The organism is Streptomyces sp. NPDC050534 (genome assembly GCF_044457745.1).
Taxonomy (GTDB): domain Bacteria; phylum Actinomycetota; class Actinomycetes; order Streptomycetales; family Streptomycetaceae; genus Streptomyces.
In genome coordinates this window covers 368,004-394,802 of record NZ_JBITHF010000004.1, presented here as the reverse complement: position 1 = coordinate 394,802, position 26,799 = coordinate 368,004, and the positions used below count along the sequence as shown (strand labels likewise).

Genomic DNA, 26,799 nt, shown 5'->3' with positions numbered 1-26,799 from the left:
CACGTCAGAAGAGTGTGCCCTCTTCCGGCCCTTCCAGCTCCTTCAGCAGCTCGGGGCCGTTGTTGCGGACGTTGCTGACGGCGGTGGACACCGGGTAGGCGCGCATCAGGCCGGGCGGCGGCGGGGCCAGCAGCTCGCGCAGGCCGTCGACGTCGGTGCGGGAGGGGTCGAGCCAGGAGTCCCAGCGGTCCGCGGTGAGCATCAGCGGCATCCGGGGGTGGATCTCGGCCAGCGTGTGCGGTCCCTCGGCCGGGGACACGGCGAGCGGGCTCGTCTCCGCCTCCGTGGTGATGACCGAGCAGGTCACCCACCAGGCCTGCGGGTGGTCGTCCGGCAGGGTCTTGTCCCGCCAGAACTCGTACAGCCCGGCCATCGCGAAGACCGAGCCGTCGGCGGGCAGCACGAAGTAGGGCTGCTTGCGCGGCCGCTTCGTCTTCCCCTCCACCTCCAGGTCGCGCTCCTGCGTGCCGGTGACCCACTCGTAGTAGCCGTCGGCGGGGATGATGCAGCGGCGGGAGGAGAAGGCCCGCTTGTACGACGGCTTCTCGTGGACGGTCTCCGCACGGGCGTTGATCATCCGGGCGCCGCCCTCGGGCGTCTTCGACCAGCTCGGCACCAGCCCCCACTTGAGCTTGCGGAGCTGGCGAACCGGCCGCGGTTCGTCCACGTCCTTAAGAGGGCGGTCGAGAACGGCGTAGACCTCCTTGGTCGGGGCCACGTTGTAGTCGGGCGCCAGGGTCTCCTCGGGCTCCCACTTCTCGATCTCAAAGATTCCTGCGAGATCCTCTGGCCTACGACTCGCTGCATACCGTCCGCACATACGTGCCACACTGCCAGATCCGCCGAGAGCTACGGGAGCCAAAGCCACTGATGGACAGCACCGCCTCCTCACTCGCCTCCCTCTGGGACCGGGTCTTCGGCACCCAGCCCGACCCCGACCTGTGGGTGGTGATCGCGACGCTGGTCGCTGCGCTCGCCGTGACCGTCCCGCACAACGTCTGGCGCCTCTCACGCAACGCCATCACCATCGCGCACGAGGGCGGCCACGGCCTGACGGCGCTGCTCACCGGCCGTCAGCTCACGGGCATACGGCTGCACTCGGACACCAGCGGCCTCACCCTGAGCCGCGGCAAGCCGCACGGCCTGGGCATGATCCTCACCGCGGCCGCCGGCTACACCGCTCCCCCGCTCCTCGGCCTGGGCGGCGCCGCCCTGCTCGCCGCCGGCCACATCACGCTGCTCCTGTGGCTGGCGACCGCGCTGCTCGTGGCGATGCTGGTGATGATCCGCAACGCGTACGGCGCCCTGACCGTGGTCATCGCCGGCGGCACCTTCCTCCTGGTGTCCTGGCTGGCCGGCCCCCAGGTGCAGGCTGCGTTCGCGTACGCGGTCGTCTGGTTCCTGCTGGTGGGTGGCGTCCGTCCGGCGTTCGAGCTCCAGGCGAAGCGCAGCCGTGGGGGTGCGGGCGACTCGGACGCGGACCAGCTTTCGCGCCTGACACACGTACCGGCCGGGCTGTGGCTCTTCCTCTTCCACGCGGTGTCGCTGTGCTCGCTGATAGGCGGGGGACGCTGGCTGCTCGAGGTGTGACCAGCCCCAACGGCGCCGCACCGGATGCACCGCCTCCTTATAAAGTGGGCCCATGGCCCCACAAGACGCACGTACCGCCCTCTGGCCCGCCCCCCACGCGAGCGGAGCCGTCGACGCGACGGTCCACGTACCGGGGTCCAAGTCGGTCACCAACCGCGCCCTCGTCCTTGCCGCCCTGGCGAGCGAGCCGGGCTGGCTGCGCCGTCCCCTCCGCTCCCGCGACACCCTGCTGATGGCCGGCGCCCTGCGCACCATGGGCGTCGACATCGTCGAGGGCGTGGGCCCCGACGGCACGGGCGAGACCTGGCGTGTGCTGCCCACCGGCCTGCGCGGCCCGGCCACGGTCGACGTCGGCAACGCCGGCACGGTCATGCGCTTCCTGCCCCCGGTCGCCGCGCTCGCGGACGGCCCCGTCCGCTTCGACGGCGACCCGAGGTCCTACGAGCGCCCCCTGCACGGCGTGATCGACGCCCTGCGCGTGCTCGGCGCCCGTATCGACGACGACGGCCGTGGCGCGCTGCCGCTCACGGTGCACGGCGGCGGGGCGCTGGACGGCGGCCCGGTGGAGATCGACGCGTCCTCCTCGTCCCAGTTCGTGAGCGCCCTCCTGCTCTCCGGCCCGCGCTTCAACCAGGGCGTCGAGGTCCGCCACACCGGCTCCTCCCTGCCCTCGCTCCCCCACATCCGCATGACCGTCGACATGCTGCGCGCGGTCGGCGCCCAGGTGGACACGCCGGAGTCGGGCGGCGAGCCGAACGTGTGGCGGGTGACGCCGGGCGCGCTGCTCGGCCGGGACCTGACCATCGAGCCCGACCTGTCCAACGCCCAGCCCTTCCTGGCCGCCGCGCTGGTGACCGGCGGCAAGGTCGTGATCCCCGACTGGCCGGCCCGCACCACGCAGCCCGGCGACACGCTGCGGGAGATCTTCACCGAAATGGGCGGTTCCTGCGAACTCACCGAGTACGGACTGGAGTTCACCGGTTCGGGTGCCGTTCACGGTATCGATGTGGACCTGGGCGAGGTGGGCGAGCTGACCCCGGGCATCGCTGCCGTCGCGGCCCTCGCGGACTCCCCCTCCACCCTGCGGGGCGTGGCTCATCTGCGGCTGCACGAGACGGACCGCCTGGCCGCGCTCACCAAGGAGATCAACGAGCTCGGCGGCGACGTCACCGAGACCGCCGACGGCCTGCAGATCCGCCCGCGCCGCCTGCACGGCGGCATCTTCCACACCTACGAGGACCACCGCATGGCGACCGCCGGCGCGATCATCGGCCTCGCGGTCGAGGGCGTGCAGATCGAGAACGTGGCGACGACGGCGAAGACCCTGCCGGAATTTCCCGAAATGTGGACCGGAATGCTCGGGGCGTAGGGGCGTTACGGACATGCGCCGCTACGGCAAGCACACCGACGAGGACGACATCCGCAGCCGCCCCAACCGCAAGGGCAACCGGCCGCGTACCAACATCCGGCCCAAGCACGAGGAGGCAGTGAAGGGCCTGGTCGTCACCGTCGACCGGGGCCGCCTCACCTGTCTCGTCGAGGACCGCGTGGTCACGGCGATGAAGGCCCGCGAGCTGGGCCGCAAGGCCGCGGTGGTCGGCGACCGGGTGGCCATCGTCGGCGACCTGTCCGGGGCCAAGGACACCCTCGCCCGTATCGTCCGCATCGAGCCGCGCACCTCGGTCCTGCGGCGCACCGCGGACGACGACGATCCCTACGAGCGCGTCGTCGTCGCCAACGCCGACCAGCTCGCCATCGTCACCGCCCTCGCCGACCCGGAGCCGCGCCCGCGCCTGATCGACCGCTGTCTGGTGGCGGCGTACGACGGCGGTCTCGACCCGCTGCTCGTCCTCACCAAGTCCGATCTCGCCTCGCCCGACGAACTCCTGGAGATGTACGGGGCGTTGGGCGTGCCGTACGTCGTGACGAGCCGTGAGGAACTGGAGAGCGGCGCGGCGGTGGAACGCGTCCGCAAGCAGCTGGACGGCAAGATGACGGCGTTCGTCGGGCACTCGGGCGTGGGCAAGACGACCCTGGTCAACGCGCTCGTCGCGCAGGAACGGCGACGCAGTACCGGCATCGTCAACGCCGTCACGGGCCGCGGCCGGCACACCACCACCTCGGCACGCGCGATCCCCTTGCCGGACAGTGCGGGCTGGGTCGTCGACACCCCTGGCGTGCGCTCCTTCGGCCTGCACCACGTGGACCCGTCCCGGGTCATCAAGGCCTTCCCCGACCTGGAGCCCGGCACCGAGGGCTGCCCGCGTGCGTGCAGTCACGACGAGCCGGACTGCGCGCTGGACCAGTGGGTGGCCGACGGACACGCCGACCCGGCCCGCCTCTACTCCCTGCGGCGACTGCTGTCGACCCGTGAGCGGACGGACGGCGACTGAGCCTCGGCAAGGCGACTGATCTCAGCGGTGTTTGTGAGTGCGCGAGCCCGGTAAGTGCATAATCGCACCGAGCCGGACATACGGGAGGACAGCACATGGCGTGGCTGCTGGTGGTGGTGGCCGGGTTGCTCGAGACCGGTTTCGCCGTGTGCCTCAAGCTCTCGCACGGGTTCACACGGCTGTGGCCCACGATCGCGTTCTGCATATTCGCGCTCGGCAGCTTCGGTCTGCTGACCCTGTCCCTGCGGAAGCTCGACGTCGGCCCCGCCTACGCCGTGTGGACCGGCATCGGCGCGGCCGGCACCGCGATCTACGGCATGATCTTCCTGGGCGACCTGGTCTCCACCCTCAAGCTCGTCTCGATCAGCCTGGTCATCGTGGGCGTGATCGGCCTGCAGCTGTCGGGCTCGGCGCACTAGGAACGCCCCGTCACACCGCCTGCGGCCGGGGCAGCGCCGTGCGGACCAGGTCCCCGACGCCCCCCTCGCCCGGTGGGGCCGCCACGCAGGACAGGGCGATCCGCATCACCAGCTCGCAGGAGCGGGCCAGTTCCGCGGTGTCCGACTTCAGCGCCCCGGGCCCCGACAGCACGGCCACGGCCCGGTCGCGGACCATCGCCACGAAGTCGCCGGGCGACGGCAGCGGGCCGTCCGCCCGCCGCTGCGCCGGCACCGCCGAGGAGGACGGGACCGCGGAGAGCGTCGGCGAGGGCAGGCGCTCGCTCCAGCAGCCGGTCAGCATGGCCCGTACCAGTGCGTTGTCGCGGGCGGTGAAGGCGGTCCACTCGGCGGTCGCGGTCAGCCGCTCCCGGGCGTCACCGTGTGTGGCGAGCGCGCGCTCGACTCCGGCGAGATACGCGTCCGCCTCCCTTCTGACCAGGGCCCGGGCGAGACCTTCCTTGCTGCCGAACTCGTTGTAGAGCGTCTGGCGGGACACTCCCGCCACCGCGGCGACGTCGACCATCCGCACGGCGGACCACGGCCGGCGTGCGAGCGCCGCGTACGCGGCGTCCAGTAGGGATTCCCGCGCTGCAGGCATCTTCGCCTCCCTGGGGCGAGCAGCTCTGCGCCCAGATTTGACGCGCCCGGGGGCACTGTCAAGGGTTCGCGAGCGCGCACGGGGGGCGCCCTTCGGCCACTGTGTGCCCGCGAGATGCCGCGGGGATGCCGACGATGTGCCGCCAAAACGTAAGCGGGGGCCGCTGGCCCCGTCCCAACCTCGGTGGATAGCGTTCGTTCCATGCCGGACTACCTCGACGACCTCCGCTTCGCCCACGTCCTCGCCGACGCCGCGGACGCGACCACCATGAACCGCTTCAAGGCCCTCGACCTCAAGGTCGAGACGAAGCCGGACATGACCCCGGTGAGCGAGGCGGACAAGGCGGCGGAAGAACTCATCCGCGGCCAGCTCCAGCGCGCCCGCCCACGCGACGCGGTCCTCGGCGAGGAGTACGGCCTGGAGGGCACCGGCCCACGCCGGTGGGTGGTCGATCCCATCGACGGCACCAAGAACTACGTCCGCGGTGTGCCGGTGTGGGCCACCCTGATCTCCCTGATGGAGGCGGGCGAGACCGGTTTCCAGCCGGTCGTCGGCGTGGTCTCCGCCCCGGCGCTGGGCCGCCGCTGGTGGGCCGCGAAGGGGCACGGCGCGTTCTCCGGCCGCAGCCTCTCCTCGGCCTCCCGCCTGCACGTCTCCCGCGTCTCGAAGCTGACGGACGCCTCCTTCGCGTACTCCTCCCTGACCGGCTGGGAGGACCAGGGCCGGCTCGGCGGCTTCCTGGACCTGTCCCGCGAGGTGTGGCGCACGCGCGCGTACGGCGACTTCTGGCCCTACATGATGGTCGCCGAGGGCTCGATCGACATCTGCGCCGAACCGGAACTCTCCCTCTGGGACATGGCAGCCAACGCCATCGTCGTCACCGAGGCGGGCGGCACCTTCACCGGCCTCGACGGCCGGCCGGGCCCGCACAGCGGGGACGCGGCAGCATCGAACGGCCTGCTGCACGACGAGTTGCTGGGGCATCTCAACCAGCGCTACTGAGAAGCACGAGGTCACTCCGCGCGCCCTGAACTGGACGCACGCGCCCTCTTGTTGACCCACGCTTTACCTGCGACTCTGAGAGTCCCCACTCTTGTGAACTTGTGAATTCCTGAACTAGCGGACCGGGAGACCGGTATCCGCCGGTCACCGGGGATTCCCTAGGAGGTGGCTCCAGTCCATGCTCGTCCGCGACGCCATGAGCACGGTGGTCCTCACCATCGGCCCTGCCCACACCCTCCGCCAGGCCGCCGCCCTGATGTCCGCCCGTAGGGTCGGCGCGGCCGTGGTCCTCGACCCCGACGCCGGCGGCATCGGGATCCTCACCGAACGGGACATCCTCAACTCCGTCGGCCTCGGCCAGGACCCCGACACCGAACGCGCCCACGCCCACACCACCACCGACGTCGTCTTCGCCGCCCCGTCCTGGACGCTGGAGGAGGCGGCCCGCGCCATGGCCCACGGCGGATTCCGCCACCTCATCGTCCTCGACGGCGGCGAGCCCGCCGGAATCGTCTCCGTCCGCGACATCATCCGCTGCTGGGCACCGGTCCGGCAGCACGTGCCCGCCTGAGCAGGCAGGGGGACCCTCGAACAGGTTGGACTCAGTCCAAGTCGAGCAGAGATCCAAAGTCACACCTGTTCGGAAAATGGTCCCCCTGCTGTTAGGCTGGGCCTCATGAGCGACCTTCTGGATCGGCTGCGCGGACGCGGATGGCGCATGACCGCGCAGCGGCGCGTCGTGGCCGAGGTCCTCGACGGCGATCACGTTCACCTGACGGCCGACGAGGTTCACACCCGGGCCGTCGCCAAGCTGCCCGAGATCTCCAGGGCGACCGTCTACAACACGCTGGGCGAGCTGGTCACCCTCGGCGAGGTCCTCGAGGTCTCCACCGACAAGCGCGCCAAGCGGTACGACCCGAACGCGCACCGGCCGCACCACCACCTGGTCTGCGCCCGCTGCGGCGCGATCCGCGACGTCCACCCCGGCGGCAACCCGCTCGCCGACCTCCCCGACTCGGAGCGCTTCGGCTTCGCGGTCTCGGACGTCGAGGTGACGTACCGCGGCGTCTGCCCGGACTGCGCGGCGGCCTGAGCCCGATCACGGAACTTCACCGGAGCCCCGGCACCCCTTGAGGTGCCGGGGCTCTCCGTTGCCCATGGTGTTGGACGCCGTCGACCACAGACGCACCGAGGGCCGGAATCCATTTCTGGATTCCGGCCCTCGGCCTTCAGTAGCGGGGACAGGATTTGAACCTGCGACCTCTGGGTTATGAGCCCAGCGAGCTACCGAGCTGCTCCACCCCGCGTCGACGAACGCAACGTTACGTCAAGGACGCGACCAGAGGCAAATCCTTTGGACCGCACGCCAAAACCGCACGTCAAGGGGCTGCCCGCAGCACCGGTGAGGGCTACGCCGACAGCTCCTCGCGCAGCGCGTCCCGCAGCCGGGCCGCACGCTGCGACACCTCCGCCGGCCCCAGCGTGACCGCGCGGTCCGCCCAGCGCTGCCCCTCGGCCAGCTCACCCCGACGCGCGTAGACGAGGGCCAGGCGGAGCGCCGCCCGTCCGTGACCGGCGTCGGCGGCCCGGGTCCACCACACGGCGGCCTCGGGCTCGCTGCCCTCGCGGGCCAGCAGCAGGCCCAGGTTGAAGGCGCCGTTGCGGGACCCGGCCTCGGCCGCCTCCCGGTACCAGCGGGCGGCCTCCACCACGTCCCCGCGGGCCGCGGCGAGCATGCCGACCCGCACCTGCGCACGCCGGTGGCCCTGCGAGGCCGCCCGCTCGTACCACTCCTCGCACTCGGTCCGCTCGTGCGCGGGCTCCCCCAGCTCGTGCGCGGGCTCGGGCGGCCGGCGGGCGTCCAGGACCGTCGCCAGCCGGTACGCGGCCTCCGCACTGCCGCCGCCCGCCGCACACCGCAGATGCCGCTCCGCCGCGTGCTCGTCGCCGTCCCGCAGCCGCGCGATGCCGACCTGGAGCGCCGCCTCCGTGTGCCCGGCGGCCGCGGCGCGCTCGTACCACCGGAGCGCGGCCGCGGCGTCCTCCTCGGTGCTGCGCCCGGCGTGCAGGATGCCCAGGTTGAACGCGGCGTCCACGCTCCCGGCCTCGGCGGCCTTGGAGAACCACGGCTCGGCGCCGGCGGTGTCCCCGCCCTGCAGCAGCAGGATCGCGAGCGCGTTGGCCGCCTCGCGGTGCCCGGCGTACGCGGCCCGGCGGTACCACTGCTCGGCCTGCGCGGTCCGCCCCTGGTCGGCGCAGAGCAGCCCGAGGTTGTACGCGCCGTTGTCGTCCCCGGCGTCCATCGCCGCCCGGTACCAGCGCTCGGCGGTCTGCGTCTCGCCGCGCTCGGCGTGCAGCGCGCCGAGCGCGTTGGCGGCGTTGCCGTCGCCGTCCTGGGCGGCCCTGAGCCACCACACGGCGGCGCTCTCGGTGTCGCCGGCGTCCCGCAGCAGGAAGCCGAGCGCGCAGGCGGCGCGCGCCTCGCCGTCCTTGGCGGACGTCAGATACCAGCGGCCGGCCTCCTTGAGCTCGCCGCGTCGCTCCAGGATCGCGCCGAGGTGCAGCGCGGCCCGCCGGTGTCCGCGCGCGGCGGCCTGCCGGTAGAACTGCTCGGCCTCGGCCAGCAGTTCGACACCGTTGTCACCCCCGCTCTCGCCCTCGAGCGCCGCACGGCGATCGATCGCGCGCGCCAGCCGGTACGCCGCCTCACGGTGCCCGTGCTCGGCGGCGGTCCGCATCCACTCCTCGGCCCCGGCGTCCCCGCGGTGCTCCAGCAGATCGGCCAGCGCGTAGGCGCCCAGGGCGTGGCCCTGCTCGGCGGACTGGCGCAGCCAGTACTCGGCGGCCGGCTCGTCCCCGCGCTCACGGTGGTGGCGCCCCAGCGCGTGCGCGGCCGCGGCGGATCCGGCGACGGCGGCGATCCGCCACCAGCCGGCGGCCTCGTCGGCGTACCCGCGCTGGTGGAGGAGGACTCCCAGGTTGTTGGCGGCGGCACGGTCTCCCGCCGCCGTGGCAGCACGCAACTGGGGCTCGGCTCCGTCGAGATCACCGCGGCGCAGCAGCATGGCCCCGAGGACGCTCATCGCCTCGACGTCGCCGGTCTCGGCGGCGAGCCGCCGGCGAAGTTCCTCGACGGCCTCCTCAGCCACCTCCCCGGCTTCGTCCGGTTCGGAAGGCTGCACAAATCGCCCTGTCTCGAACAGAGTTGCCTTGTCCCCCATAACGTCCATCGTCGCACCACCTGCAACCCGGGTACACCTGGTATACCGCAGCCAGTGAGGTCACTTCAGCGTTTTGTCGACATGCCCACAGAGAGACAAGTCAAACACAGATCGCCCAACTCCCCGAGAGGGCACGGCCGTCCCTCGCACCGGCACATGCGTTCGCACACCACGAAGGCCCGGATCCTGATGGATCCGGGCCTTCGACTTCAGTAGCGGGGACAGGATTTGAACCTGCGACCTCTGGGTTATGAGCCCAGCGAGCTACCGAGCTGCTCCACCCCGCGTCGTTGTGTGCCAACCGTACCACGACGCGGGGCGGACTTGATCAGCGGCGGCCGGCTACCCGCTGGGACTGCCGCTCGGTTTCGGGCTGCCGCTCGGCTTGGCGCTGCTGGTGGGCTTGGCGCCGGAGGTCGGCTTGGCGCTGCTGCCACCTGTTGTCTTGTCAGCCTTGGACTGCGCGTCCTCAGCCCTCTGCAGCGCGTCCTGCAGATCCTTCTGCGCCTTCCCGTACGCCTGCCAGTCACCCTTCTTCAGGGCCTCCTGGCCGGCGTCGAACGCCTTCTGGGCGTCGTTCAGCGCTTGCTGGACCGTCGGGTTGCTGGACGTCGGCGGTGGGTTGTTCCCCTGGTCCGACGACGGCGGGGTCGAACTCTCCGCTCCGAAGACCTTGTTGAGGGCCTCGTCGAGGGTGTTCTCGAAGGCCGTCTTGTCGCCGTAGCTGACGAGCACCTTGCGCAGCAGCGGGTACTTCAGTCCACCACCGCGTACGTAGACCGGCTCCACGTAGAGCAGTCCTCCGTCGAGCGGCACCGTCAGCAGGTTGCCGTACTCGATGTCGGAGTCGCCGCCCTTGAGGAGCTTGATGGACTCGGCGATGTCCTGTTCGGAGTTGAACTGGCTCTGGACCTGTTTGGGTCCGTCGACCGTCGTACTCGTCGGCAGTTTCAGGACTCTGATCTTGCCGTAGTCACTGCTTCCCGCCTCGGCGTCGATCGTCATGAACGCGCTGAGGTTGTCCCGGCCGTTGGGTGTGAACGTCGTCGTCAGCGAGAACGCCTGCGACGACTGGTCGGGCATCTTCATGCTCAGGTAGTACGGCGGTACCGCGCTGCCCGACTTGTTGGTCGGGTCGTCCGGCACCTGCCACACCTCGCTGCCGCTGAGGAAGGTGGTCGGGTTGGTGACGTGGTAGCGCGTCAGCAGCTCGCGCTGGACCTTGAACAGGTCCTGCGGATACCGGAGATGGGCCATCAGGTCGGGGGAGATCGCGGTCCTGGGCTTCACCGTGTTCGGGAATGCCTTCATCCAGGTCTTGAGCACCGGGTCCTTGGTGTCCCACTGGTAGAGCTTGACCTCACCGGTGTACGCGTCGACGGTCGCCTTGACCGAGTTGCGGATGTAGTTGACCTGGTTCTGCTGGGCCACCACCGCGCGCGAGTTGTTGTTCGCGGTCAGCGAGTCGGCCGTCGTGTCACCGAGGGTCGTACGGGACGCGTACGGGTAACCGTTCGTCGTCGTGTACGCGTCGACGATCCACTGGATGCGGTGGTTGACCACCGCCGGATAGGCGTCGCCGTCGATGGTCAGCCAGGGCGCCACCGCCTCGACGCGCTCCTTCGGCGTGCGGTTGTACAGGATGCGCGAACCCTCGCCGATCGCACCGGAGTAGAGGATCTGCGGCTCGTTGAACGCCACCGCGTACGCCGCCCGGTTGATCGGGTTGGCGAGGTTGACCCCGCTCTTGCCCCTGTAGCTGGTGGTCTTCTCACCGCTGTCGTCGGAGTAGTCGATCTCCTTCTGGGGACCGCCGACGATCGAGTACGTGGTGGTCTTCTCGCCGTAGTAGACCTGCTGTTCGTAGGTCCCCAGGGTGCCCCTGGACGGCAGGTCGTACTCAGTGAAGACCGGCTGGCCGTTGGCGTCTGCGTCGGTGCCCTTGGCGGCAACCACCCCGTAGCCGTGGGTGTAGCGGAAGTGGTCGTTGATCCAGTTGTTCTTCGGAATGCCGTTGAGGTTCAGCTCGCGCAGACCGATGACCGTGTCCTGGTCCTTGCCGTCCTTGGTGTACCGGTCGACGTCCAGGTTGGTCGGGAACGCGTAGTAGTTCCTGATCTGCTGGAGCTGCTGGAACGTGGGCGAGACGATGTTCGGGTCCAGGATGCGGATGCTCGCCGTGGAGTCGACGTCGTCGCGCAGCGTGGACTTGTCCTTGGTCTTGCTCGTCCCCGAGTAGTCCGTCACCTTGGCGCCGTCGATGCCGTACGCCTCACGCGTCGCCTTGAGGTTCTTCTCGACGTACGGCGCTTCCTTGGCCTGCTCGTTGGGCTGGACCTGGAACTTCTGGACGATCGCCGGGTAGAGCCCGCCGATCAGGATCGCCGAGAGCACCATCAGGCCGAAGCCGATGACGGGCAGCTGCCAGGTGCGCCGCCACAGGGTCGCGAAGAACAGCAGCGCGCAGATGACGGCGATGCAGAACAGGATCGTCTTCGCCGGCAGGTAGGCGTTCGCGTCGACGTATCGCAGGCCCGTCCAGTTGTCCGTCGCCTTGAAGTCGCTGGACTTCACCGCGAGGCCGTACCGGTCGAGCCAGTACGCGACCGCCTTCAGGGCGACGAAGAAGCCGATCAGCACCGACAGATGTCCTGTCGCGGCGGCGGTGGCACGCGCGCCCGGGGAGGTGATCCTGAGCCCGCCGTACAGGTAGTGCGTGACTGCGGCGGCGATCAGGGACAGGATCGCCGCCGCGAAGCCGAAGCCCAGCAGGAAGCGGTACCAGGGCAGGTCGAAGGCGTAGAACGAGACGTCGAGGTGGAACTGCGGGTCCTTCTGGTGGAAGGGCACGCCGTTGACCCACATCAGCCAGGTGCGCCACTGGCTCGATGCCGAGGCACCGGCGATCAGTCCCACCAGGGCGGTGATTCCGAGCAGCAGCCAGGTCTTGTACGGCGCGATGCCCATCCGGTAGCGGTCCAGGCTCTGCTGCTCCATCGACATCGCGCTCAGCGGCGGCCGCATGCGGTGCGCCAGCCAGATGTTGAAGCCGACCGCCAGCGCCATCAGCAGGCCGAAGACGAAGAACAGCCCGATCTTGGTCCACAGCGTGGTGGTGAAGACGGACGAGTACTTCACGGAGCGGTACCAGAGCCATTCGGTCCAGAACCCCGCGAACATGGTGAACGCCATGCCGAGGACGGCCAGCACGCCCAGTGTCATGAGCAGGGTCCGGACACGCCGGGACGGGCGGCCCACTCTGATCCGCGGCCCTGTCGGGCCTCCGCCGCGGTCCGGCATCTGGAAAGCCAAGGTGCGCACCTCGAAGTTCGCTGTCGATACGTCAGGCCCGCGTCTTCACGGGTCTGCCGTGGCCCCCCGTGATCGTGGGCCCACACCTATGCAACTTACTCACCGTTTACTCGGTTCCCGATTCCGGCCATGAACGAGGCAGGATTGTGACCATGTCCAACACTCCCATGGCAGCGAACCCGCTCACCCGGGCCGTCCTCGAGATCGACGAGTACACCTCCGGCCTCGGCTGGGACCAGCCCGCCCGCCTCTTCGCCCTCGTAGACACCGCTCGGCTGCGGTCCCAGGAACCCGCCCTCGCGGCCCAGCTCGGCCTGGAGGACGGCACCGAGGCCGGTGGTCTCACCCCGATCGAGCAGGACGAGATCCCGGCTGGGAAGCCGCTGGACGAGTTCCTCGCCACGATCGCCTGGCCCGACGCGGTGGCCGGCTGCGCGCTCACGGTGGAGCGGCTGATGCTGCCGCCGTCCGCCGAGGCCCAGGTTCCCGAGAACCTCGACGAGGCCGGACTGGCCAAGTGGGTGGCGGACCACCCGGAGCGCCAGGAGGTCCGCATGACGGTCGCGGTGCTGCGCGACGGTGCCCGCGACTCGGCCCTGCGTCTGCGCGAGAAGGACGCACCGACGGAGGTCCTCACGGGCTCCGAGCTGGTGCCGGGTCTGGCGCAGGCCCTGGCGGCGACCTTCGAGGAGTAGCGGACAGCCCGGCGGCGTCCTACTTTGCCGTGCACTTCGGCAGGTCGGACGTCTTGCCCGCGCGGAGGTCCTTCAGCGCGCCGAGGGCATCGTCGATGGTGTTCACCTTGATCAGGGTGAGTCCGCCGGGGGTGTCCTTGGCAGCGGCCGAGCAGTTGTCGGCCGGCGTCAGGAAGTACTGCGCGCCCTTGTCGCGCGCGCCGACCGTCTTCATCTGGATGCCGCCGATCGGGCCGACCTTGCCGTCGTCGTCGATCGTCCCGGTGCCGGCCACGAACTTGCCGCCGGTCAGGCTGCCGGGCGTGAGCTTGTCGTAGAGGCCGAGCGAGAACATCAGGCCGGCGCTCGGCCCGCCGACGTCGGCGAGCTTGATGTCGATGCTGAACGGGAACGTGTGGTCCGTCCCGGCCGAGATCCCGACGATGGCGCGCTTCTTGCCCTTGTCGTCGGAGGTCGTGGTAGTGATCTTGATCTTCCGCGTGCTGGTCGCCGTCTTGTTCTGCTTCTCGGCGGCGGCCTGCTCCTTGGCGGGCACGACGGTGAACACGACGTCCTGGCCGGGCTTGTGCTTGGTCACCAGCTTGGCGACGTCGTCCGGCTGCTTCACGGCCGTGCCGTCCACGGCCTTGACGACGTCACCGGCGTGCAGCTTGCCCTGCGCCGGGGAGCCCTTGACCACCGCCGAGACGATCACCCAGGTCTTCACCGGGACGTGCAGCTCCTTCAGGGCGGCGACCTTGGCGCTCTCCTGGGACTGGCTGAACTCCTCGGCGTTCTCCTGCGTCGACTGCTCCTCGGTCTTGCCGTCCGGGTACAGCGTCTCGTGCGGGACGACCTTGCTGTCGTGGGCGAGCCATCCGTAGACGGCCTCGACGAGGTTCATCCGGTAGTCGGCGCTGGTGACCCGCACGGTGGTCATGTTCAGGTTGCCGCTGGTCGGATAGGTCTTGCGCCCGGAGATCTGCAGCACCGGCTCGCCGTCGTGGTTCCCGAGCGTGTTCACCGTCGGTCCCGGGGACATCTCCGAGTACGGCACGGGGATGAACACTCCCGCGCACAGGAGCGCGATCAGCATCAGGGTGGAGGCGAGCATCGTCGCGGTGCGGCGTGGCATGCCAAGACAGTACGGGACGGCCCTGTCAGCGGACCGTCAGCCCCACCACTGTCGTCTCACGTACCGGAGTCCGACCGCTCCATGGCCTCTCGGAACCGGGCATACCCGGTGAGCTCGGGACCGTCGTTGCGCTGCTTGCGCGTCCGGCCGGCCCAACTGCCCCACAGCCCGGCCCCGATCGCAGCGAACAGCGGGATCAGCAACCAAAGAAGCGCACCCATGCCGACCTCCCAACCCCGGTGAGCGACCGCGCGAACCGACTGATCAGCAGATTAACCATCCGCACTGACAACGCTCACGGCAGGGGTGCGGTTACGCAACCCGAGGACGGCACAAGGGTGTTCAGCAGGCCCCCACCCACTCCTCGGTGCCGTCGGAGAAGGTCTGGTGCTTCCAGATGGGCACCTCGTGCTTGAGGTCGTCGATCAGCTTCCGGCAGGCGTCGAAGGCCTCGGCCCGGTGCGGGCACGACACGGCGACGACGACGGCGAGGTCCCCCACGCCCAGGTCACCGATCCGGTGCACGGCGGCCAGCGCCCGCACCGGGTACTCGGCGACGACCTTCTCGGCGATCCGCCGCATCTCGGCCTCGGCACTGGGGTGGCACGAATAGCCGAGCTGATCTACGTCCGTGCCCCCGTCGTGGTTCCGCACGGTGCCCACGAACAGGGCGATCCCGCCGGCCGCCTCGTCCCCGACGGCCGTGAAGACCTCGTCCAGCGAGAGCGCGGTCTCCCGGACGGCGATCAGCTTGATGGGCTCCTGCGCAGCGTGCTCGCCGGGATGGTCGTTCGTGGGTGCCATACCCCCATCGTGCCGCACGCCGCTGACACCACGGAATAGACGATTCGACCGGCACGCGTGCGTGGAGGCTTGGAGTGTTCTACAGGGGCGGCTGCAGAGGGCGCCTGAAAGGGCACGTCGGAAAGGGCGCGCCAGGCAGGCCGCCCTCAGATGCGGCGCCGCGCCTTCCGCGCCCGGCGCACCACCGCCGCCGCGCCCAGCAGAGCCACCGTCGCGCCCGCCGCGCCCGCCGCCGTCGCGTCCTTGCGTCCGAGGCGGCGTCCGGCGACGGTGTGCCGCCCGGAGACCTCCCCCAGGAGTTCCGCGAGCACCTCCTCGTTGGTCCACCGGGGGCGCCAGCCCGCGTCGTGCAGCCGGCTTCCGCTCACGACCCAGGGGTACATCGTGTACGCCAGGTCGCCGGCCGGGGACGGCGTCAGCCCGATCCGGTGCAGCCGGGCGGCCGCCCCGAGGGCCACCGCGGACGGCAGCTCCATCCGCCGGATCCCGCTGAGCTCCTCGACCTCCTCCTGCTCCAGCCATCCGTCACAGCCGACCGCGAGTTCCCCTTCGGCCTTCTCCAGGACGACGTACTCCAGGGCGCTGCACAGATCCTCGACGTGGCAGAACTGCCAGGCCGGCCGCGAATCGGCGACCACCAGCAGCCGGGGCGACTCGAAGTACCTGGTCAGTGCGGTGTCCGTGCCTCCGACCAGCACCGCGGGCCGTACGACGCTGACGTTGAGCCCCGGGTGCGCTCGGGGGGCACGCCGCGCGAGCCGCTCGATCTCCAGCAGGTCGCCGACGCCGGTGGCCTCGGCCGTCGCCCGCAGCTCGGCGTCCTCGGACAGCGGCAGCTCGTTGTCCGGCAGCGCCCCGTAGACCATCGCAGAGGTGCACAGGACGACCCGGTGGATCCCGGCCGCGGCCGCGGCGGTCAGCACGGTCTGCGTCCCGCGCACGTTGTAGGCCGTACGGGCGGCCGCGTCGGTCTCCAGATCCAGGTCGAGCGCCAGGTGCACCACGACGTCCGCGCCCCGCAGCTTGTCCGCGATGGCCGGATCCCGCACGTCCAGGATGTGCCACTGCGCCGCCTCGCACTCGCCGCGCCGCTCGTCGATGGCGATGACCTGCTTGATCTCGTCCGAGGCGACCAGACGTTCGGTCAGCAGGGCGCCGATGCCGGACGCGGCTCCGGTGACCGCGACGACGGGCCCGCGCACCGTCGGCGGGGTTGACTCGTTTCGCGCTGCGCGAACCTGCGGATCTGGGGAACTCACCGGGCGTCTCCAGCGGTTGTCTTCAGTAAGAACGCGTGTGACGCGTCCGTACCAGGTGGCATCCATCCTGCCGCAGGCCAAGAGTCGGCGAAGCACCGAGGCCCGAACCGCCCATGGTGTCTACGCTGGGTGGTGTTATCGGGCAGTCGTGCCGTCGGAGACAACCGGCGGCCTTACCAGCCGAGGAATCCCGTGAGTGACACCCCATTCGGATTCGGCCTTCCGCCGGAGGAGCCGGAAGACGGCGACGAGGGCAAGAAGAAGGACCAGGAGAGCGGTGGTGGTCAGGGCCCGGCCAACCCGTTCGGTTTTGGCGGGCTGCCCGGCGCGGGCGGCTTTGGCGGCCCCGGCGCGGACAATCCGCTCGCTGCCATGTTCGGATCGCTGAACCCCAACGACCTGGGCGCCGCCTTCCAGCAGCTGGGCCAGATGCTCTCGTACGAGGGCGGCCCGGTGAACTGGGACATGGCCAAGCAGATCGCCCGCCAGACGGTCTCCCAGGGCACCCCTGACGGCACCAAGGACTCGAGCATCGGCCCCGCCGAGCGCACCGCGGTCCAGGAGGCCGTCCGTCTGGCGGACCTGTGGCTGGACGACGCGACGTCGCTGCCGTCCGGCGCCGGCTCCGCGGTGGCGTGGTCCCGCGCGGAGTGGGTGGAGGCGACCCTGCCCGCGTGGCAGGAGCTCGTCGACCCGGTCGCCGAGCGCGTCGGCGCGGCGATGGGCGACGTCCTGCCGGAGGAGATGCAGGCCATGGCCGGCCCGCTGATCGGCATGATGCGCTCCATGGGCGGCGCGATGTTCGGCACGCAGATCGGGCAGGCCGTCGGCGTGCTCGCGGGCGAGGTCGTCGGCTCCACCGACATCGGCCTGCCGCTCGGCCCGGCCGGCAAGGCCGCGCTGCTGCCGGTGAACATCGAGGCGTTCGGCAAGGACCTGGGCGTTCCGCAGGAGGAGGTGCAGCTGTACCTCGCCCTGCGCGAGGCCGCGCACCAGCGCCTCTTCGCGCACGTGCCGTGGCTGCGCTCCCACCTGTTCGGCGCAGTCGAGGGGTACGCGCGCGGGATCAAGGTCGACACGGCCAAGCTGGAGGACGTGGTCGGCCAGTTCGACCCGCAGAACCCCGAGCAACTGCAGGACGCTCTCCAGCAGGGCATGTTCCAGCCGGAGGACACGCCGGAGCAGAAGGCGGCCCTGGCCCGTCTGGAAACGGCTCTGGCGCTCGTCGAGGGCTGGGTGGACGCGGTGGTCCACGCGGCCGCGAAGCCGCGTCTGTCGTCCGCCGACGCGCTGCGCGAGACACTGCGCCGCCGCCGCGCGACGGGCGGTCCGGCAGAGCAGACGTTCGCCACGCTGATCGGCTTGGAACTGCGCCCGCGCCGCCTGCGTGACGCCTCCCGCCTGTGGGCCTCGCTCACGGACGCGCGCGGAGTCGACGGCCGGGACGCCCTGTGGGCCCACCCGGACATGCTGCCGACGGCCTCCGATCTGGACGACCCGGACGGCTTCGTGCACCGGGAGCAGCTGGACTTCTCCGAGCTCGACAAGATGCTCGGCGAGGCGGCCGGCGGCTCCGCGGAGAAGCCGAACCTGAGCAAGGACGAGACCAAGGACGAGACCAAGGACGACGACACCAAGGGCGACGACACCGAGTGAGCCTGTACGACGACGCGGTCCTCGTCCTGAAGGGGTACGAGGGCCAGGAAGAGCTGCGCCAGGCGTACCTGGACCACTTGGCGGCCCGTCCGGACGGCCTGTGGAAGTCCTGCCACGCGGGACACGTCACGGCGAGCGCCCTGGTGGTCGACCCGGAGCGGGGCCGGGTCCTGCTGACCCTCCACAAGAAGCTGCGGATGTGGCTCCAGATGGGCGGCCACTGCGAGCCGGAGGACACCTCCCTTGCGGCGGCGGCACTGCGCGAGGCCACCGAGGAGTCAGGCATCGCGGGCCTGACGCTGCTGCCGGGCGGCCCGGTCCGCCTGGACCGCCATCCCATCCCGGCGCCCTGCCACTGGCACTTCGACGTGCAGTACGCCGTGGTGGCGCCGCCGGACGCCGTCCAGGAGATCAGCGACGAGTCGCTGGACCTGCGCTGGTTCGGCTACGGCGAGGTGGCGGACGTGGCGGACGAGTCGGTCGTACGGCTGCTGGAGGCGACCCGCGCGCGCCTGTGAACCGCCGGCACAACGTAAGGGGCGCCCGCATCTGCGGGCGCCCCTTACGTTTGCTTTCCGAACGCTCAGCTCCAGACGTTCCCCTGGTTCTGCGCCCGCGCTCCGTGCTGCCCCATGCCGTACTGCGCGGAGAGGCCCGAACCGATCTGGGCGTTCTGCGGCGGCAGCAGCTCGCTCGGCTGGACGAGCGCGAAACCGCTGCCCATGAAGCTGAGCTCCCAGCCCTCACCGGTGTTGCCCCGGCGCCGCCACACCCCGGAGGAGTGCGTCTGGGCCTGCATCTGCACCCGCAGGCCCGTCGACCAGGCGACGATCGCGTCGGCGTCGCAGTTGACGTACTTGTCGGGCGTCACCTGCATCATCAGCGGCGCACCGGAGGTCATCAGGGCGACCTGGCCGCGGCCGGTGATGTTCAGCTGGTACTTCCCGGAACCGGAGATGCCGTACTGGCTGTCGACGGCGATCACCTCGTGGTGCAGCGAGGAGTCCATCGCGAGCACGTAGCTGCTGTCGACCGTGAGGCCGTCCTGCTCCACGTCCACCACATGGATGTGCTGGGCCAGGTTGGCGAAGAAGACCGTGCCCTGCCCGTGGCAGCGCATCAGGCTGAGGCCCTCGCCGGTGGCCGCACGCGCGTACGCCTGCTGGGTGCTCTGGTACTCGGCGTCGAACTCGACGAGCCCCTGGTAGGCGACCATGGTGCCCTTGCGGGCCAGGATGTCGTCGTGGCCCTGGAGCGTGACCCGCAGCATCTGCTTGTTCTGCAGGCTGTAGCGCTCCTGGGACTGCGAGTCGTTGAAGGCGAAAAGCGGACTCTGCATGGTGTTTCTGGCTCCCCCTCAGCCCCGGAACCGCAGGCGGTCGGTGCTGTCCTCGCTGGGCTGGACGACGACGATGCCCTGACCGGAGAAGGCCATCTGGTAGGCCTCGCCGCTGCCGCGGCCGATCAGCGACTGCGCCTTGAAGCTGCGCTTGCCCTTCACCTTGAGGTTCGGGGACCAGGCGACGAGCGCGTCCGGGTCGACGTAGGTCTCGTCCTCACCGCCGCCGCAGTCGACGACGATCGGCTTGCCCCGGGAGGTCAGCGCGACCCAGCCCTGCCCCGAGATCTTGGTGTTCCACAGGCCCTGGCCGGCGAACTTGGCGAGCCCCTTGACCCGCTCGACGCCCCAGCTGAGGGACGCGTCGAAGGCGAGCAGGTTGGTGGCGTTGACGGAGATGCCGTCGCCGTTGAGGTTCACCACGACGACGTCGGCGCCGTAGTCGGCGAGGTAGAGCAGTCCGTCGCCGGAGCACTTCATCAGGGGCGCGCCCTCGCCGGTGATCCAGTCGCGGGCGATCTGCCGCACGGCCGGCGGGTTGGGCTCGTACTGGATGAAGCCTTCGTAGGCGACCATCGACCCCACGCGCGCGAGGAGGTCGTTCCCGGTCTGCATGGCGACCTTCAGCATGTTGTTGCCGTGGTTCTCCATGCGCGCGGTGACGGGTGCGGGGGCGTAGCCCGCGAGCGGCTGGTTCATGACGGGCTCCCTCAGACCTCGTAGGGCTGGACGACGACGAAGTTCCCGGGGGCGGCCCGGAACTGGAGGTTGACGCTCTCGCCGGTGTCGCCCGGGTAGGCGTTGCGGCGCATGCGGACCTGGCTGGAGACGATCACCTGGGCGGCCGCCGACCAGGCCACGACGGCGTTGCAGTCGGCGAAGGTGGTCGGCGTGACCGGCAGGACCACGGGCGTGCCGTGTGTCTTGACGACGATCGTGCCGGTCCCCTGGAACTGCATCGTGAACAGCGCGCCCCCGGGGATGCCGTGTCCCTCGATCCGGCGGACCTCGTACTGGAGGCTCTCGTCGAAGGCGAGGACGTTCTCCGCGGAGACGCAGATCGCGTCGCCCTGGAGCTCGATGGGGTGCAGGTGGGTGGAGCTCTCGGCGAGGAACACCTGGCCCTGGCCGGTGCAGCGCATCAGCTGCATCTCCTGGCCGGTGGCGTTGCCGACGATGCGGCCGGCGAACCCGGCGCCCTTGTAGCCGAAGTCGACCTTGCCCTGGTAGAGCACCATGCTGCCCTGCCGGGCGAGCACGGGATGGCCGCCGATGCCCAGGTCGACGCGGACGAGCTTCTTGTTCTGCTGCGTCCAGCGCTGCCCGGTGGGCGTCTCCTTGAATTTCGACAGCGCGGCGGTCACTCCGGCGCCGCCCTGGGGAGCGCCCTGCGGAACGCCGTAACCCTGCTGCGCCGGGACCTGCCCGAAGGGCGGCTGCTGGCCGTAGCCGGGCGGCGGGGCCGGCTGGCCGTATCCGGGCGGCGGGGTCGGGGCCTGGGGCGCGTGCGGTGCCTGGGGCTGGCCGTTGCCGGGCGGCGGCGGGGCGGCCGGAGCTCCGGGCTGGCCGTACGGCTGCTGCTGGGGCGGCTGGCCGTACGGGGTGGGCGCCGGGCCGGGGGGCGGCACCGGGGCGCCGCCGGGCGGGGTCATCGGCGCGATGATCGTGGGCGCGGCGTGGACGTTCGGGGCCGCGGCGGGCGCCGGTGCCGGCGGCGGGGTGTGTCCCGGGGGCGGCGCGAAACCCTGCGGAGCCGGAGCGGCCGGGGCGGGGGCCGGGGCGGAGGGGGCGCCGAACGCGGGCGGGGCGAAGCCGGGCGTGGCGCCGCTCTGCGCCTGCTGCGGGGCGGGCGCCGCGGGCTGCTCCTCCTCGGCGACCTCGCCGCCGAAGTTCTTCAGCAGCGCGTCGAGGCCGCCGTCGAAGCCCTGTCCGACGGCGGCGAAGCGCCACACGTCCTTCAGGTAGAAGTCGCCCAGCATCACGGCCCGTTCGGTGGAGAACTCCGAGCCGTTGAAGGAGTACCGGGCCACCTCCTCGCCGCCTGCGACGATGCGGATGTGTCCGGGAGCGATCTGCGACATCTGGCCGGCGCCGTCGAGGGTCGCGGTGAACGACAGCTTCTGGATCTGCGCCGGGATCCTGTCGAGCGTGACCCGGAAGGACTCCGTGTCCCCGGCCTGGGCGCCCAGGAGCTGAATGGACTCCTCGGGCGACTTCGGCTGGTTGAAGAAGACGAAGTAGCGGTCGTCGGAGAGCCGTTCCTCGGCGTCGAGACCGAAGCAGCTGATGTCGAAGGTCAGTCCGGGGCCGCTGATCTGCACGCCTACGTACAGATCGGTGCCCGCGGTGAGGTCACTGATCCTGGCCTTGTGGCCGCGTTGGAATTCCCTGGCCATGCGTAACGACCGTCCCCCATCCCGAATGTAAGTGCGTCGCGCCAGGCTAACGGCAAACTCGGACACCGGAAGAAGTCGGTACAGAGCCGGTACACAACGGCCGCCCCCTGTGGGAGCGGCTCTCACTCCCGGCGGGACCGGCCCTCACTCCCCGCGGACGCCCGGCAGATGCGGCAGGCGTTCGGCGGCGACCACGCCTTCGAGGTAGCCCCGGGCACGCTCGGTGCGGGGATAGGCCTCCAGGAGGCGCCAGAAGCGGGGTCCGTGCCCGGGGACGAGCAGATGCGCCAGTTCGTGGACGAGCACGTAGTCGACGACGTATTCGGGCATGCCCTGCAGCCGGTGCGAGAGCCGGATGCTGCCCTCGGACGGGGTGCACGAGCCCCAGCGCGTGTTCTGGTTGGTGACCCAGCGCACCGAGGTGGGCCGGGCGCGTCCGTCGAAGTACTGGGCCGACAGCCGCTCGGCGCGCTCGGCCAGCTCGTCGTCGCCCAGGACCCGTTTGCTCTCCTGGGCGGCCAGCTTGTCGAGCATGACGGTCACCCAGCGCTGCTCCTCCGCCTCGGACATCCGGGCAGGGATGAGTACAACGGTGCGATCGCCCTCGCGGTACGCGGAGACCGTCCTGCGTCGACGGGCGCTCCTGCGGACCTCGATCGCGCTCGCCCCCGAGCCGCTCGGCGGCTGGCTCGTCGTACTGCGCTGTGGCGTTCCGGCGCTGTGCAGTGGGTCGGCGGGCACGCCCCGACGTTACCTGTTGCACATGGGGGAAGTCCCGACTCCGGGACGGTTCCGTGCCGATCGCCCACCAGGCGTTTGATTTGTACGACGAATGCTCGCAGGTTGTGGACAACTTTCGACGGCTGTCACCCGGTTTGGGCATGCTGGTTCTCGCCGGGGAAGCCACGACCGGGCTCCACGGACGGGAATGTTCTACGAAGGCTTACGGGGGCCTGTCATGGATGTGATGGACGCAGAGGTTCCGATTGCTCCGGTTGCTCCGGCGATGAAGCCCGCGCTCCGGCGGGGCTGGCGCGACCTCAACACTGTGCAGTTCGGGATGGCACCGGCGCATGCGCTCACGCTCGGCCCGATGGACACGGCGACGGGCAGCTTTCTCGACCTGCTCAACGGCACCCGCGGGCTGCCCCTCCTGCGCGAGGAGGGGCGCCGGATGGATCTGCCCGACGGCCATGTCGACGCACTGGTGCGGCGGCTGGCCCGGGCGGGCCTCCTGGACGACGCCAGGGGCGGCGGACCGGACGCGGACGAGCTGCGCGGCAAGGAGGAGGCCATGGCCCGGCTGCGTCCGGACCTCGCCTCGCTGTCACTGGTCACCACCGGACCCGGCGAGTCGATGCGGCGGCTGGCCGCGCGCCGCTCACTGCGCGTGCAGGTGCGGGGCGCGGGCCGGGTGGGCACCACGCTGGCCTCGCTGCTGGCGGCCGCCGGAATCGGGGAGGTCGACGTGCGGGACGTCGGCCGGGTCGAGGCGGAGGACGTGACACCCGGCGGACTGCCGGCCGGATCCGTCGGCGATCGCAGGGACGAGGCCGCCCGGCAGGCCGTACGCCGGTCCGCTCCGTACCGCCGGCCGCGTCGCCACCGCGGGACTCCGCTCGCGGACGGCGAGCCGGGGTTCTCCCTGGTGATCCTGGCCCCGCGGGACGATGTCGCCGTGCACGCACCCGCACCGTCCACCGCGGAACCGCTCATCGCCTCGGGCACGCCGCATCTCTACGCCGGCGTCGTGGAGGCGACCGGCGTCGTCGGCCCCCTCGTACTGCCCGGCGAGACGGGTTGCGCAGGCTGTCTGCACGAGGCGCGCACCGACCGGGATCCGGCCTGGCCCCGCCTCGTGGCACAGTGGCGTTCGGGGCCGCCGCGTCCGGCGCGGGCCTGCGATGTGACTCTGGCCACAGCAGTCGCAGGGTTCGCGGCGGCACACGCGCTCTCCTTCCTGGACGACCAGGTACCGACGAGCGCAGGCGCGCGCTGGGAAGTTTCCTTCCCAGGTCTGACCTGGCACGCACGGCCGGTCCGGGCGCATCCGGCATGCTCCTGCGGTGCGGCGGAGAAAGGTAAGGGAGAACACACCTCAAAGGACGAGGAGTCACACGGGACAATGGAGAGGCAACGGTCGCCGAAGAAGTTGTGCCGTGAGGCAGACGCGGTGCGGCCGGCACGGACTTGGAGGGCGCATGTCTGATCTTCCGCGCAAGGCGGTCACCCGGACCGCCAAGCTCGCCGCGCTCCCGCTCGGCTTCGCCGGGCGGGCGACCTGGGGACTCGGTAAGCGGATCGTCGGCGAGTCCGCGGAGATCGTCGGCCGCGAGCTGCAACAGCGCACGGCGGAGCAGCTGTTCAAGGTGCTCGGCGAGCTCAAGGGCGGCGCCATGAAGTTCGGCCAGGCGCTGTCCGTCTTCGAGTCCGCGCTGCCCGAGGAGATCGCCGGCCCCTACCGCGCGGCACTGACGCGGCTCCAGGAGGCGGCGCCGCCGATGCCGACCAGCACCGTGCACCGGGTGCTCGGTGAGCGGCTCGGCGAGGACTGGGCCGAGCTCTTCCTCGAGTTCGAGGACAAGCCCGCCGCGGCGGCCTCGATCGGGCAGGTGCACCGCGGGGTGTGGCACGACGGCCGCGAGGTGGCGGTCAAGGTGCAGTACCCGGGAGCCGGCGAGGCCCTCCTGTCCGACTTGAACCAATTGAGCCGTTTCGCCCGTCTGTTGGGTCCGCTCATCCCGGGCATGGACATCAAGCCCCTGATCGCCGAGCTCAGGGACCGGGTCTCGGAGGAGCTGGACTACGGCCTGGAGGCCCAGGCCCAGCAGATCCACGCCGAGGAGTTCGCGGACGACCCGGACGTCGTGGTGCCGGGCGTGGTCCACCAGTGCGACCAGGTGCTGATCACCGAATGGATCGACGGCGTCCCGCTGTCGGAGATCATCTCGGACGGTACCCAGGAGCAGCGGGACCGGGCCGGTCAGCTCCTGGCCCTCTTCCTCTTCTCGGGTCCGGCCCGGACCGGACTGCTGCACGCCGACCCCCACCCGGGCAACTTCCGTCTGCTGCCCGGCGGACCGGAGGGAGAGGACGACTGGCGTCTGGGCGTCCTGGACTTCGGCACGGTCGACCGCCTTCCGGGCGGGCTGCCGACCCCCATCGGCGACTCCCTGCGCATGACGATCGACGGCGACGCGGAGGCCGTCTACGAGCTCCTCTGCGCGGAGGGCTTCGTCAAGGAGTCCATAGAGCTGGACCCGAGCGCCGTCCTCGACTACCTGCTGCCGATCATCGAACCGGCCAGGGCCGACGAGTTCACGTTCACCCGCGGCTGGATGCGCAGCCAGGCGGCCCGTATCGCCGACGTCCGCTCCCCCGCCTACCAGCTGGGCAAGCAGCTGAACCTGCCGCCGGCCTACCTCCTGATCCACCGGGTGACGCTGAGCACGATCGGCGTGCTGTGCCAGCTGGGCGCGACGGTGCGGCTGCGCGAGGAGCTGGAGGAGTGGCTGCCGGGCTTCGTCGTGGAGGAGGACGAGGACGAAGGCGAAGCCGTGGAGGCGTGATCCGCGCCGCCTGAACACGCCGCGGGGGCCGGTCCGTTCGGACGGACCGGCCCCCGCGAGGAGCTTTCGCCTCCCCCGTGGGGAGAGGCCACCGCTTCAGGTGTAGTCGATTACTGCATGACAGCCGCGGCCAGCGCACGGCGAGCGCGGCGCGAGGCGCGCTCGGCCCGGCGCTGCATCCGGCGGGCGACCGCCAGGCTCACGGCCCGGCGTTCCCGCTCGGCCTCATGCAGCCGGTCGTGCATATGCGCACGAGCCAGGGCTTCTGGGATGAGTTGCATCTCTCGGGTCCTGTTCTGGCGCGAGCCGGTCACGCCGGTGGTGGTGAAATCTTCGATCGCGGAGCCGGTGGGCTCGTTGGTGGACGGCTTCATCGGGGCCTGCTTCTTGGGGTCGTTCGTGAGGGGACGGTCGATCGTGCCTGCGGTGTTCATGCCGTGACCGGGTTCTTGCGCGGGCGGCCACGCGGCCGCTTCCGGGCGACGACGACGCCCTGGACGAACAGCTCGCCACCCCAGACGCCCCAGGGCTCACGCCGCTCCTTGGCGCCGGCGAGGCAGGCCTCGATCAGCGGGCAGGTGCGGCAGAGGGCTTTGGCGTACTCGACGTCGGCCGGCGTCTCGGCGAAGAAGACCTCCGGGTCGTTCGAGCGGCACGGGACGGGTACACCGAGGTTCTCGATGGCGTCGTCGAGCGCGGTGAGCGCGGTGAGCGGGATCAAGGTGGAGTCCTCCGTGGGGCCGGGCTTGGGGATCGCGTCTGAAGGCGGGACGGACGGGGCGTGCGCTTCGAGATGCACGGTCGGTCTTCCTCGTCTGGTCGTTCCGGCCCTGTTGGGCCGGTGGTCGGCTGGTACCGGGTTCTTTTCTTGTCCCGGGGCCCCTTCGCTCCGTCGTCCCCTGGTGAGGGACAAACAGAAGGGCCGCGGATCCCGGATGGGGTTCCGCGGCCCTGAAGGCGCCGGCCTGATCAATGATCAGGCTGGATCACTCCAGGGATCTGGCCCACGGAAGGCCCACATCAGGTGGTGCTGCGTCGTCTGCTTCCGGCTTCCGGCACCGGCCGCCGTAAAGGCATAGGCCTGTGCCTGTGCCGCTACTGCTTCCAGTGCCTTGATCGGTCGCTCATTGCGCTCACGGACGGGAAGGCCCGCGAGAGACACGGGGGCGGACGCCGGACCGGCGGCAGGAATGCCGGACAGAACGGTGCCCTGGTGGGAAACGCCGAGCATGCACGCGGAGACGACCGAGCGATCGGTCAGTTTGGCGGTGCTGACGGAGCTGTTGCTGATGCTGATCACTTCAATCGCCTCCTCTCGGCGTCTCGGGGGACTGGGATGAACCAGTCCGGCGGAAATGCAAGTAGAACACGGAATCGGGGCCTCCGAGAAGGCCTCCGTCCCCGTGGACAA

At 70.6% G+C, this 26,799-nt stretch carries 27 protein-coding genes and 2 tRNA genes; 12 read left to right on the top strand and 17 right to left on the bottom strand.

Translation table 11 applies throughout. The features are described 5' to 3' along the window. Positions 1-4 precede the first annotated feature (4 nt). Positions 5-820, bottom strand: a complete 816-nt coding sequence (locus tag ACIBN2_RS16120; RefSeq protein WP_399134984.1) for an SOS response-associated peptidase — start codon at positions 818-820, stop codon at positions 5-7. Between the two features lie 50 nt (positions 821-870). Here ACIBN2_RS16120 and ACIBN2_RS16115 point away from each other — a divergent pair, with 50 nt between their 5' ends. The 4 genes from ACIBN2_RS16115 to ACIBN2_RS16100 all read left to right on the top strand — a co-directional run bounded on the left by ACIBN2_RS16115 (position 871) and on the right by ACIBN2_RS16100 (position 4,402). Continuing rightward, positions 871-1,590, top strand: a complete 720-nt coding sequence (locus ACIBN2_RS16115; RefSeq protein ID WP_399134982.1) for a M50 family metallopeptidase — start codon at positions 871-873, stop codon at positions 1,588-1,590. Positions 1,591-1,642: 52 nt separating this feature from the next. Beyond that, positions 1,643-2,959 (top strand): 3-phosphoshikimate 1-carboxyvinyltransferase, encoded by a 1,317-nt coding sequence (gene aroA, locus ACIBN2_RS16110; protein WP_399134981.1) that lies wholly within the window; start codon positions 1,643-1,645, stop codon positions 2,957-2,959. Between the two features lie 13 nt (positions 2,960-2,972). Then, positions 2,973-3,983: a ribosome small subunit-dependent GTPase A gene (rsgA, locus tag ACIBN2_RS16105; protein WP_399134980.1), complete on the top strand. Its 1,011-nt coding sequence runs from the start codon at positions 2,973-2,975 to the stop codon at positions 3,981-3,983. A 95-nt stretch (positions 3,984-4,078) separates the two neighbouring features. After that, positions 4,079-4,402: a DMT family transporter gene (locus tag ACIBN2_RS16100; RefSeq protein WP_390665705.1), complete on the top strand. Its 324-nt coding sequence runs from the start codon at positions 4,079-4,081 to the stop codon at positions 4,400-4,402. Positions 4,403-4,412: 10 nt separating this feature from the next. Here the strand turns inward: ACIBN2_RS16100 and ACIBN2_RS16095 are convergent, their stop codons facing one another. Next, positions 4,413-5,021 carry a TetR/AcrR family transcriptional regulator gene (locus ACIBN2_RS16095; protein WP_399134979.1) on the bottom strand — a complete coding sequence of 203 codons (609 nt, stop codon included), beginning with the start codon at positions 5,019-5,021 and terminating at the stop codon, positions 4,413-4,415. Positions 5,022-5,222: 201 nt separating this feature from the next. On the opposite strand from ACIBN2_RS16095, the gene hisN reads away from it, so the two are divergent. The 3 genes from hisN to ACIBN2_RS16080 all read left to right on the top strand — a co-directional run bounded on the left by hisN (position 5,223) and on the right by ACIBN2_RS16080 (position 7,116). Beyond that, positions 5,223-6,023 (top strand): histidinol-phosphatase, encoded by an 801-nt coding sequence (gene hisN, locus ACIBN2_RS16090; protein ID WP_399134978.1) that lies wholly within the window; start codon positions 5,223-5,225, stop codon positions 6,021-6,023. A gap of 178 nt (positions 6,024-6,201) precedes the next feature. Beyond that, entirely contained in the window at positions 6,202-6,594 is a 393-nt protein-coding gene (locus ACIBN2_RS16085; protein ID WP_399134977.1) for a cyclic nucleotide-binding/CBS domain-containing protein, read from the top strand. 105 nt (positions 6,595-6,699) lie between these two features. Next, positions 6,700-7,116: a Fur family transcriptional regulator gene (locus ACIBN2_RS16080; RefSeq protein WP_399134976.1), complete on the top strand. Its 417-nt coding sequence runs from the start codon at positions 6,700-6,702 to the stop codon at positions 7,114-7,116. Positions 7,117-7,256: 140 nt separating this feature from the next. On the opposite strand, the gene ACIBN2_RS16075 is transcribed toward ACIBN2_RS16080, so the two are convergent. From ACIBN2_RS16075 to ACIBN2_RS16060, 4 genes are all read right to left on the bottom strand, one after another. After that, positions 7,257-7,330 (bottom strand) — tRNA-Met (locus tag ACIBN2_RS16075). Between the two features lie 102 nt (positions 7,331-7,432). Beyond that, complete coding sequence (locus tag ACIBN2_RS16070; RefSeq protein WP_399134975.1) at positions 7,433-9,253, bottom strand: sel1 repeat family protein; 1,821 nt, start codon at positions 9,251-9,253, stop codon at positions 7,433-7,435. A 204-nt stretch (positions 9,254-9,457) separates the two neighbouring features. Continuing rightward, positions 9,458-9,531: transfer RNA gene (locus ACIBN2_RS16065), tRNA-Met, on the bottom strand. A 55-nt stretch (positions 9,532-9,586) separates the two neighbouring features. After that, entirely contained in the window at positions 9,587-12,544 is a 2,958-nt protein-coding gene (locus ACIBN2_RS16060) for a UPF0182 family protein (protein WP_399135264.1), read from the bottom strand. Positions 12,545-12,708: 164 nt separating this feature from the next. Between ACIBN2_RS16060 and ACIBN2_RS16055 the strand changes: the two genes are divergently transcribed. Beyond that, positions 12,709-13,251 (top strand): PPA1309 family protein, encoded by a 543-nt coding sequence (locus ACIBN2_RS16055; RefSeq protein ID WP_399134974.1) that lies wholly within the window; start codon positions 12,709-12,711, stop codon positions 13,249-13,251. A 19-nt stretch (positions 13,252-13,270) separates the two neighbouring features. Here ACIBN2_RS16055 and ACIBN2_RS16050 read toward each other — a convergent pair whose 3' ends face one another. The 4 genes from ACIBN2_RS16050 to ACIBN2_RS16035 all read right to left on the bottom strand — a co-directional run bounded on the left by ACIBN2_RS16050 (position 13,271) and on the right by ACIBN2_RS16035 (position 16,428). Next, entirely contained in the window at positions 13,271-14,365 is a 1,095-nt protein-coding gene (locus tag ACIBN2_RS16050; RefSeq protein WP_399134973.1) for a PDZ domain-containing protein, read from the bottom strand. 56 nt (positions 14,366-14,421) lie between these two features. Beyond that, positions 14,422-14,586, bottom strand: a complete 165-nt coding sequence (locus tag ACIBN2_RS16045) for a hypothetical protein (protein WP_399134972.1) — start codon at positions 14,584-14,586, stop codon at positions 14,422-14,424. Positions 14,587-14,707: 121 nt separating this feature from the next. Continuing rightward, on the bottom strand, positions 14,708-15,169 hold the full coding sequence (locus tag ACIBN2_RS16040; RefSeq protein ID WP_399134971.1) for a molybdenum cofactor biosynthesis protein MoaE: 462 nt from the start codon (positions 15,167-15,169) through the stop codon (positions 14,708-14,710). A 146-nt stretch (positions 15,170-15,315) separates the two neighbouring features. Then, the gene (locus ACIBN2_RS16035; protein ID WP_399134969.1) at positions 15,316-16,428 is read right to left on the bottom strand and encodes an SDR family oxidoreductase; all 1,113 of its coding nucleotides are present in this window, start codon (positions 16,426-16,428) and stop codon (positions 15,316-15,318) included. 192 nt (positions 16,429-16,620) lie between these two features. Here ACIBN2_RS16035 and ACIBN2_RS16030 point away from each other — a divergent pair, with 192 nt between their 5' ends. Both ACIBN2_RS16030 and ACIBN2_RS16025 read left to right on the top strand, forming a co-directional pair. Beyond that, on the top strand, positions 16,621-18,084 hold the full coding sequence (locus ACIBN2_RS16030) for a zinc-dependent metalloprotease (RefSeq protein WP_399134968.1): 1,464 nt from the start codon (positions 16,621-16,623) through the stop codon (positions 18,082-18,084). Beyond that, positions 18,081-18,602: an NUDIX hydrolase gene (locus tag ACIBN2_RS16025; RefSeq protein WP_399134967.1), complete on the top strand. Its 522-nt coding sequence runs from the start codon at positions 18,081-18,083 to the stop codon at positions 18,600-18,602. Before ACIBN2_RS16030 ends, ACIBN2_RS16025 begins: the two co-directional genes overlap by 4 nt. Positions 18,603-18,667: 65 nt before the next feature. On the opposite strand, the gene ACIBN2_RS16020 is transcribed toward ACIBN2_RS16025, so the two are convergent. From ACIBN2_RS16020 to ACIBN2_RS16005, 4 genes are all read right to left on the bottom strand, one after another. Beyond that, positions 18,668-19,423, bottom strand: a complete 756-nt coding sequence (locus ACIBN2_RS16020) for an AIM24 family protein (protein WP_399134966.1) — start codon at positions 19,421-19,423, stop codon at positions 18,668-18,670. Between the two features lie 18 nt (positions 19,424-19,441). Beyond that, positions 19,442-20,122: an AIM24 family protein gene (locus ACIBN2_RS16015; RefSeq protein ID WP_266684610.1), complete on the bottom strand. Its 681-nt coding sequence runs from the start codon at positions 20,120-20,122 to the stop codon at positions 19,442-19,444. A gap of 11 nt (positions 20,123-20,133) precedes the next feature. After that, entirely contained in the window at positions 20,134-21,819 is a 1,686-nt protein-coding gene (locus ACIBN2_RS16010; protein ID WP_399134965.1) for a TerD family protein, read from the bottom strand. Positions 21,820-21,963: 144 nt separating this feature from the next. Next, positions 21,964-22,560, bottom strand: coding sequence for a M48 family metallopeptidase (locus ACIBN2_RS16005; RefSeq protein ID WP_399134964.1), 597 nt, complete (start codon positions 22,558-22,560; stop codon positions 21,964-21,966). 265 nt (positions 22,561-22,825) lie between these two features. Here ACIBN2_RS16005 and ACIBN2_RS16000 point away from each other — a divergent pair, with 265 nt between their 5' ends. Beyond that, positions 22,826-24,028, top strand: a complete 1,203-nt coding sequence (locus ACIBN2_RS16000) for a TOMM precursor leader peptide-binding protein (RefSeq protein ID WP_399134963.1) — start codon at positions 22,826-22,828, stop codon at positions 24,026-24,028. After that, a complete protein-coding gene (locus ACIBN2_RS15995; RefSeq protein WP_399134962.1) occupies positions 24,021-25,388 on the top strand; it encodes an ABC1 kinase family protein in 1,368 nt (455 codons plus the stop codon). Before ACIBN2_RS16000 ends, ACIBN2_RS15995 begins: the two co-directional genes overlap by 8 nt. 110 nt (positions 25,389-25,498) lie before the next feature. On the opposite strand, the gene ACIBN2_RS15990 is transcribed toward ACIBN2_RS15995, so the two are convergent. The 3 genes from ACIBN2_RS15990 to ACIBN2_RS15980 form a co-directional block, all read right to left on the bottom strand. Continuing rightward, positions 25,499-25,822 carry a hypothetical protein gene (locus ACIBN2_RS15990; protein ID WP_399134961.1) on the bottom strand — a complete coding sequence of 108 codons (324 nt, stop codon included), beginning with the start codon at positions 25,820-25,822 and terminating at the stop codon, positions 25,499-25,501. After that, a complete protein-coding gene (locus ACIBN2_RS15985) occupies positions 25,819-26,187 on the bottom strand; it encodes a WhiB family transcriptional regulator (protein WP_399134960.1) in 369 nt (122 codons plus the stop codon). Before ACIBN2_RS15985 ends, ACIBN2_RS15990 begins: the two co-directional genes overlap by 4 nt. A 177-nt stretch (positions 26,188-26,364) precedes the next feature. After that, positions 26,365-26,688, bottom strand: a complete 324-nt coding sequence (locus tag ACIBN2_RS15980) for a hypothetical protein (protein WP_399134959.1) — start codon at positions 26,686-26,688, stop codon at positions 26,365-26,367. Positions 26,689-26,799: the final 111 nt, after the last annotated feature.

What these genes read in the sequence shown, in the direction of transcription:
- ACIBN2_RS16015 (WP_266684610.1), bottom strand. Translation starts at nt 20,122, where the DNA reads ATGAACCAGCCGCTCGCGGGCTACGCCCCCGCACCCGTCACCGCGCGC.
- ACIBN2_RS16095 (WP_399134979.1), bottom strand. Translation starts at nt 5,021, where the DNA reads ATGCCTGCAGCGCGGGAATCCCTACTGGACGCCGCGTACGCGGCGCTC.
- ACIBN2_RS16070 (WP_399134975.1), bottom strand. Translation starts at nt 9,253, where the DNA reads ATGGACGTTATGGGGGACAAGGCAACTCTGTTCGAGACAGGGCGATTT.
- ACIBN2_RS16050 (WP_399134973.1), bottom strand. Translation starts at nt 14,365, where the DNA reads ATGCCACGCCGCACCGCGACGATGCTCGCCTCCACCCTGATGCTGATC.
- aroA (WP_399134981.1), top strand. Translation starts at nt 1,643, where the DNA reads ATGGCCCCACAAGACGCACGTACCGCCCTCTGGCCCGCCCCCCACGCG.
- ACIBN2_RS16080 (WP_399134976.1), top strand. Translation starts at nt 6,700, where the DNA reads ATGAGCGACCTTCTGGATCGGCTGCGCGGACGCGGATGGCGCATGACC.
- ACIBN2_RS16100 (WP_390665705.1), top strand. Translation starts at nt 4,079, where the DNA reads ATGGCGTGGCTGCTGGTGGTGGTGGCCGGGTTGCTCGAGACCGGTTTC.
- ACIBN2_RS15990 (WP_399134961.1), bottom strand. Translation starts at nt 25,822, where the DNA reads ATGAACACCGCAGGCACGATCGACCGTCCCCTCACGAACGACCCCAAG.
- ACIBN2_RS16040 (WP_399134971.1), bottom strand. Translation starts at nt 15,169, where the DNA reads ATGGCACCCACGAACGACCATCCCGGCGAGCACGCTGCGCAGGAGCCC.
- ACIBN2_RS16060 (WP_399135264.1), bottom strand. Translation starts at nt 12,544, where the DNA reads ATGCCGGACCGCGGCGGAGGCCCGACAGGGCCGCGGATCAGAGTGGGC.
- ACIBN2_RS15995 (WP_399134962.1), top strand. Translation starts at nt 24,021, where the DNA reads ATGTCTGATCTTCCGCGCAAGGCGGTCACCCGGACCGCCAAGCTCGCC.
- rsgA (WP_399134980.1), top strand. Translation starts at nt 2,973, where the DNA reads ATGCGCCGCTACGGCAAGCACACCGACGAGGACGACATCCGCAGCCGC.
- ACIBN2_RS16045 (WP_399134972.1), bottom strand. Translation starts at nt 14,586, where the DNA reads ATGGGTGCGCTTCTTTGGTTGCTGATCCCGCTGTTCGCTGCGATCGGG.
- ACIBN2_RS16020 (WP_399134966.1), bottom strand. Translation starts at nt 19,423, where the DNA reads ATGCAGAGTCCGCTTTTCGCCTTCAACGACTCGCAGTCCCAGGAGCGC.
- ACIBN2_RS16010 (WP_399134965.1), bottom strand. Translation starts at nt 21,819, where the DNA reads ATGGCCAGGGAATTCCAACGCGGCCACAAGGCCAGGATCAGTGACCTC.
- ACIBN2_RS16120 (WP_399134984.1), bottom strand. Translation starts at nt 820, where the DNA reads ATGTGCGGACGGTATGCAGCGAGTCGTAGGCCAGAGGATCTCGCAGGA.
- ACIBN2_RS16085 (WP_399134977.1), top strand. Translation starts at nt 6,202, where the DNA reads ATGCTCGTCCGCGACGCCATGAGCACGGTGGTCCTCACCATCGGCCCT.
- ACIBN2_RS16000 (WP_399134963.1), top strand. Translation starts at nt 22,826, where the DNA reads ATGAAGCCCGCGCTCCGGCGGGGCTGGCGCGACCTCAACACTGTGCAG.
- ACIBN2_RS16055 (WP_399134974.1), top strand. Translation starts at nt 12,709, where the DNA reads ATGTCCAACACTCCCATGGCAGCGAACCCGCTCACCCGGGCCGTCCTC.
- ACIBN2_RS16115 (WP_399134982.1), top strand. Translation starts at nt 871, where the DNA reads ATGGACAGCACCGCCTCCTCACTCGCCTCCCTCTGGGACCGGGTCTTC.
- hisN (WP_399134978.1), top strand. Translation starts at nt 5,223, where the DNA reads ATGCCGGACTACCTCGACGACCTCCGCTTCGCCCACGTCCTCGCCGAC.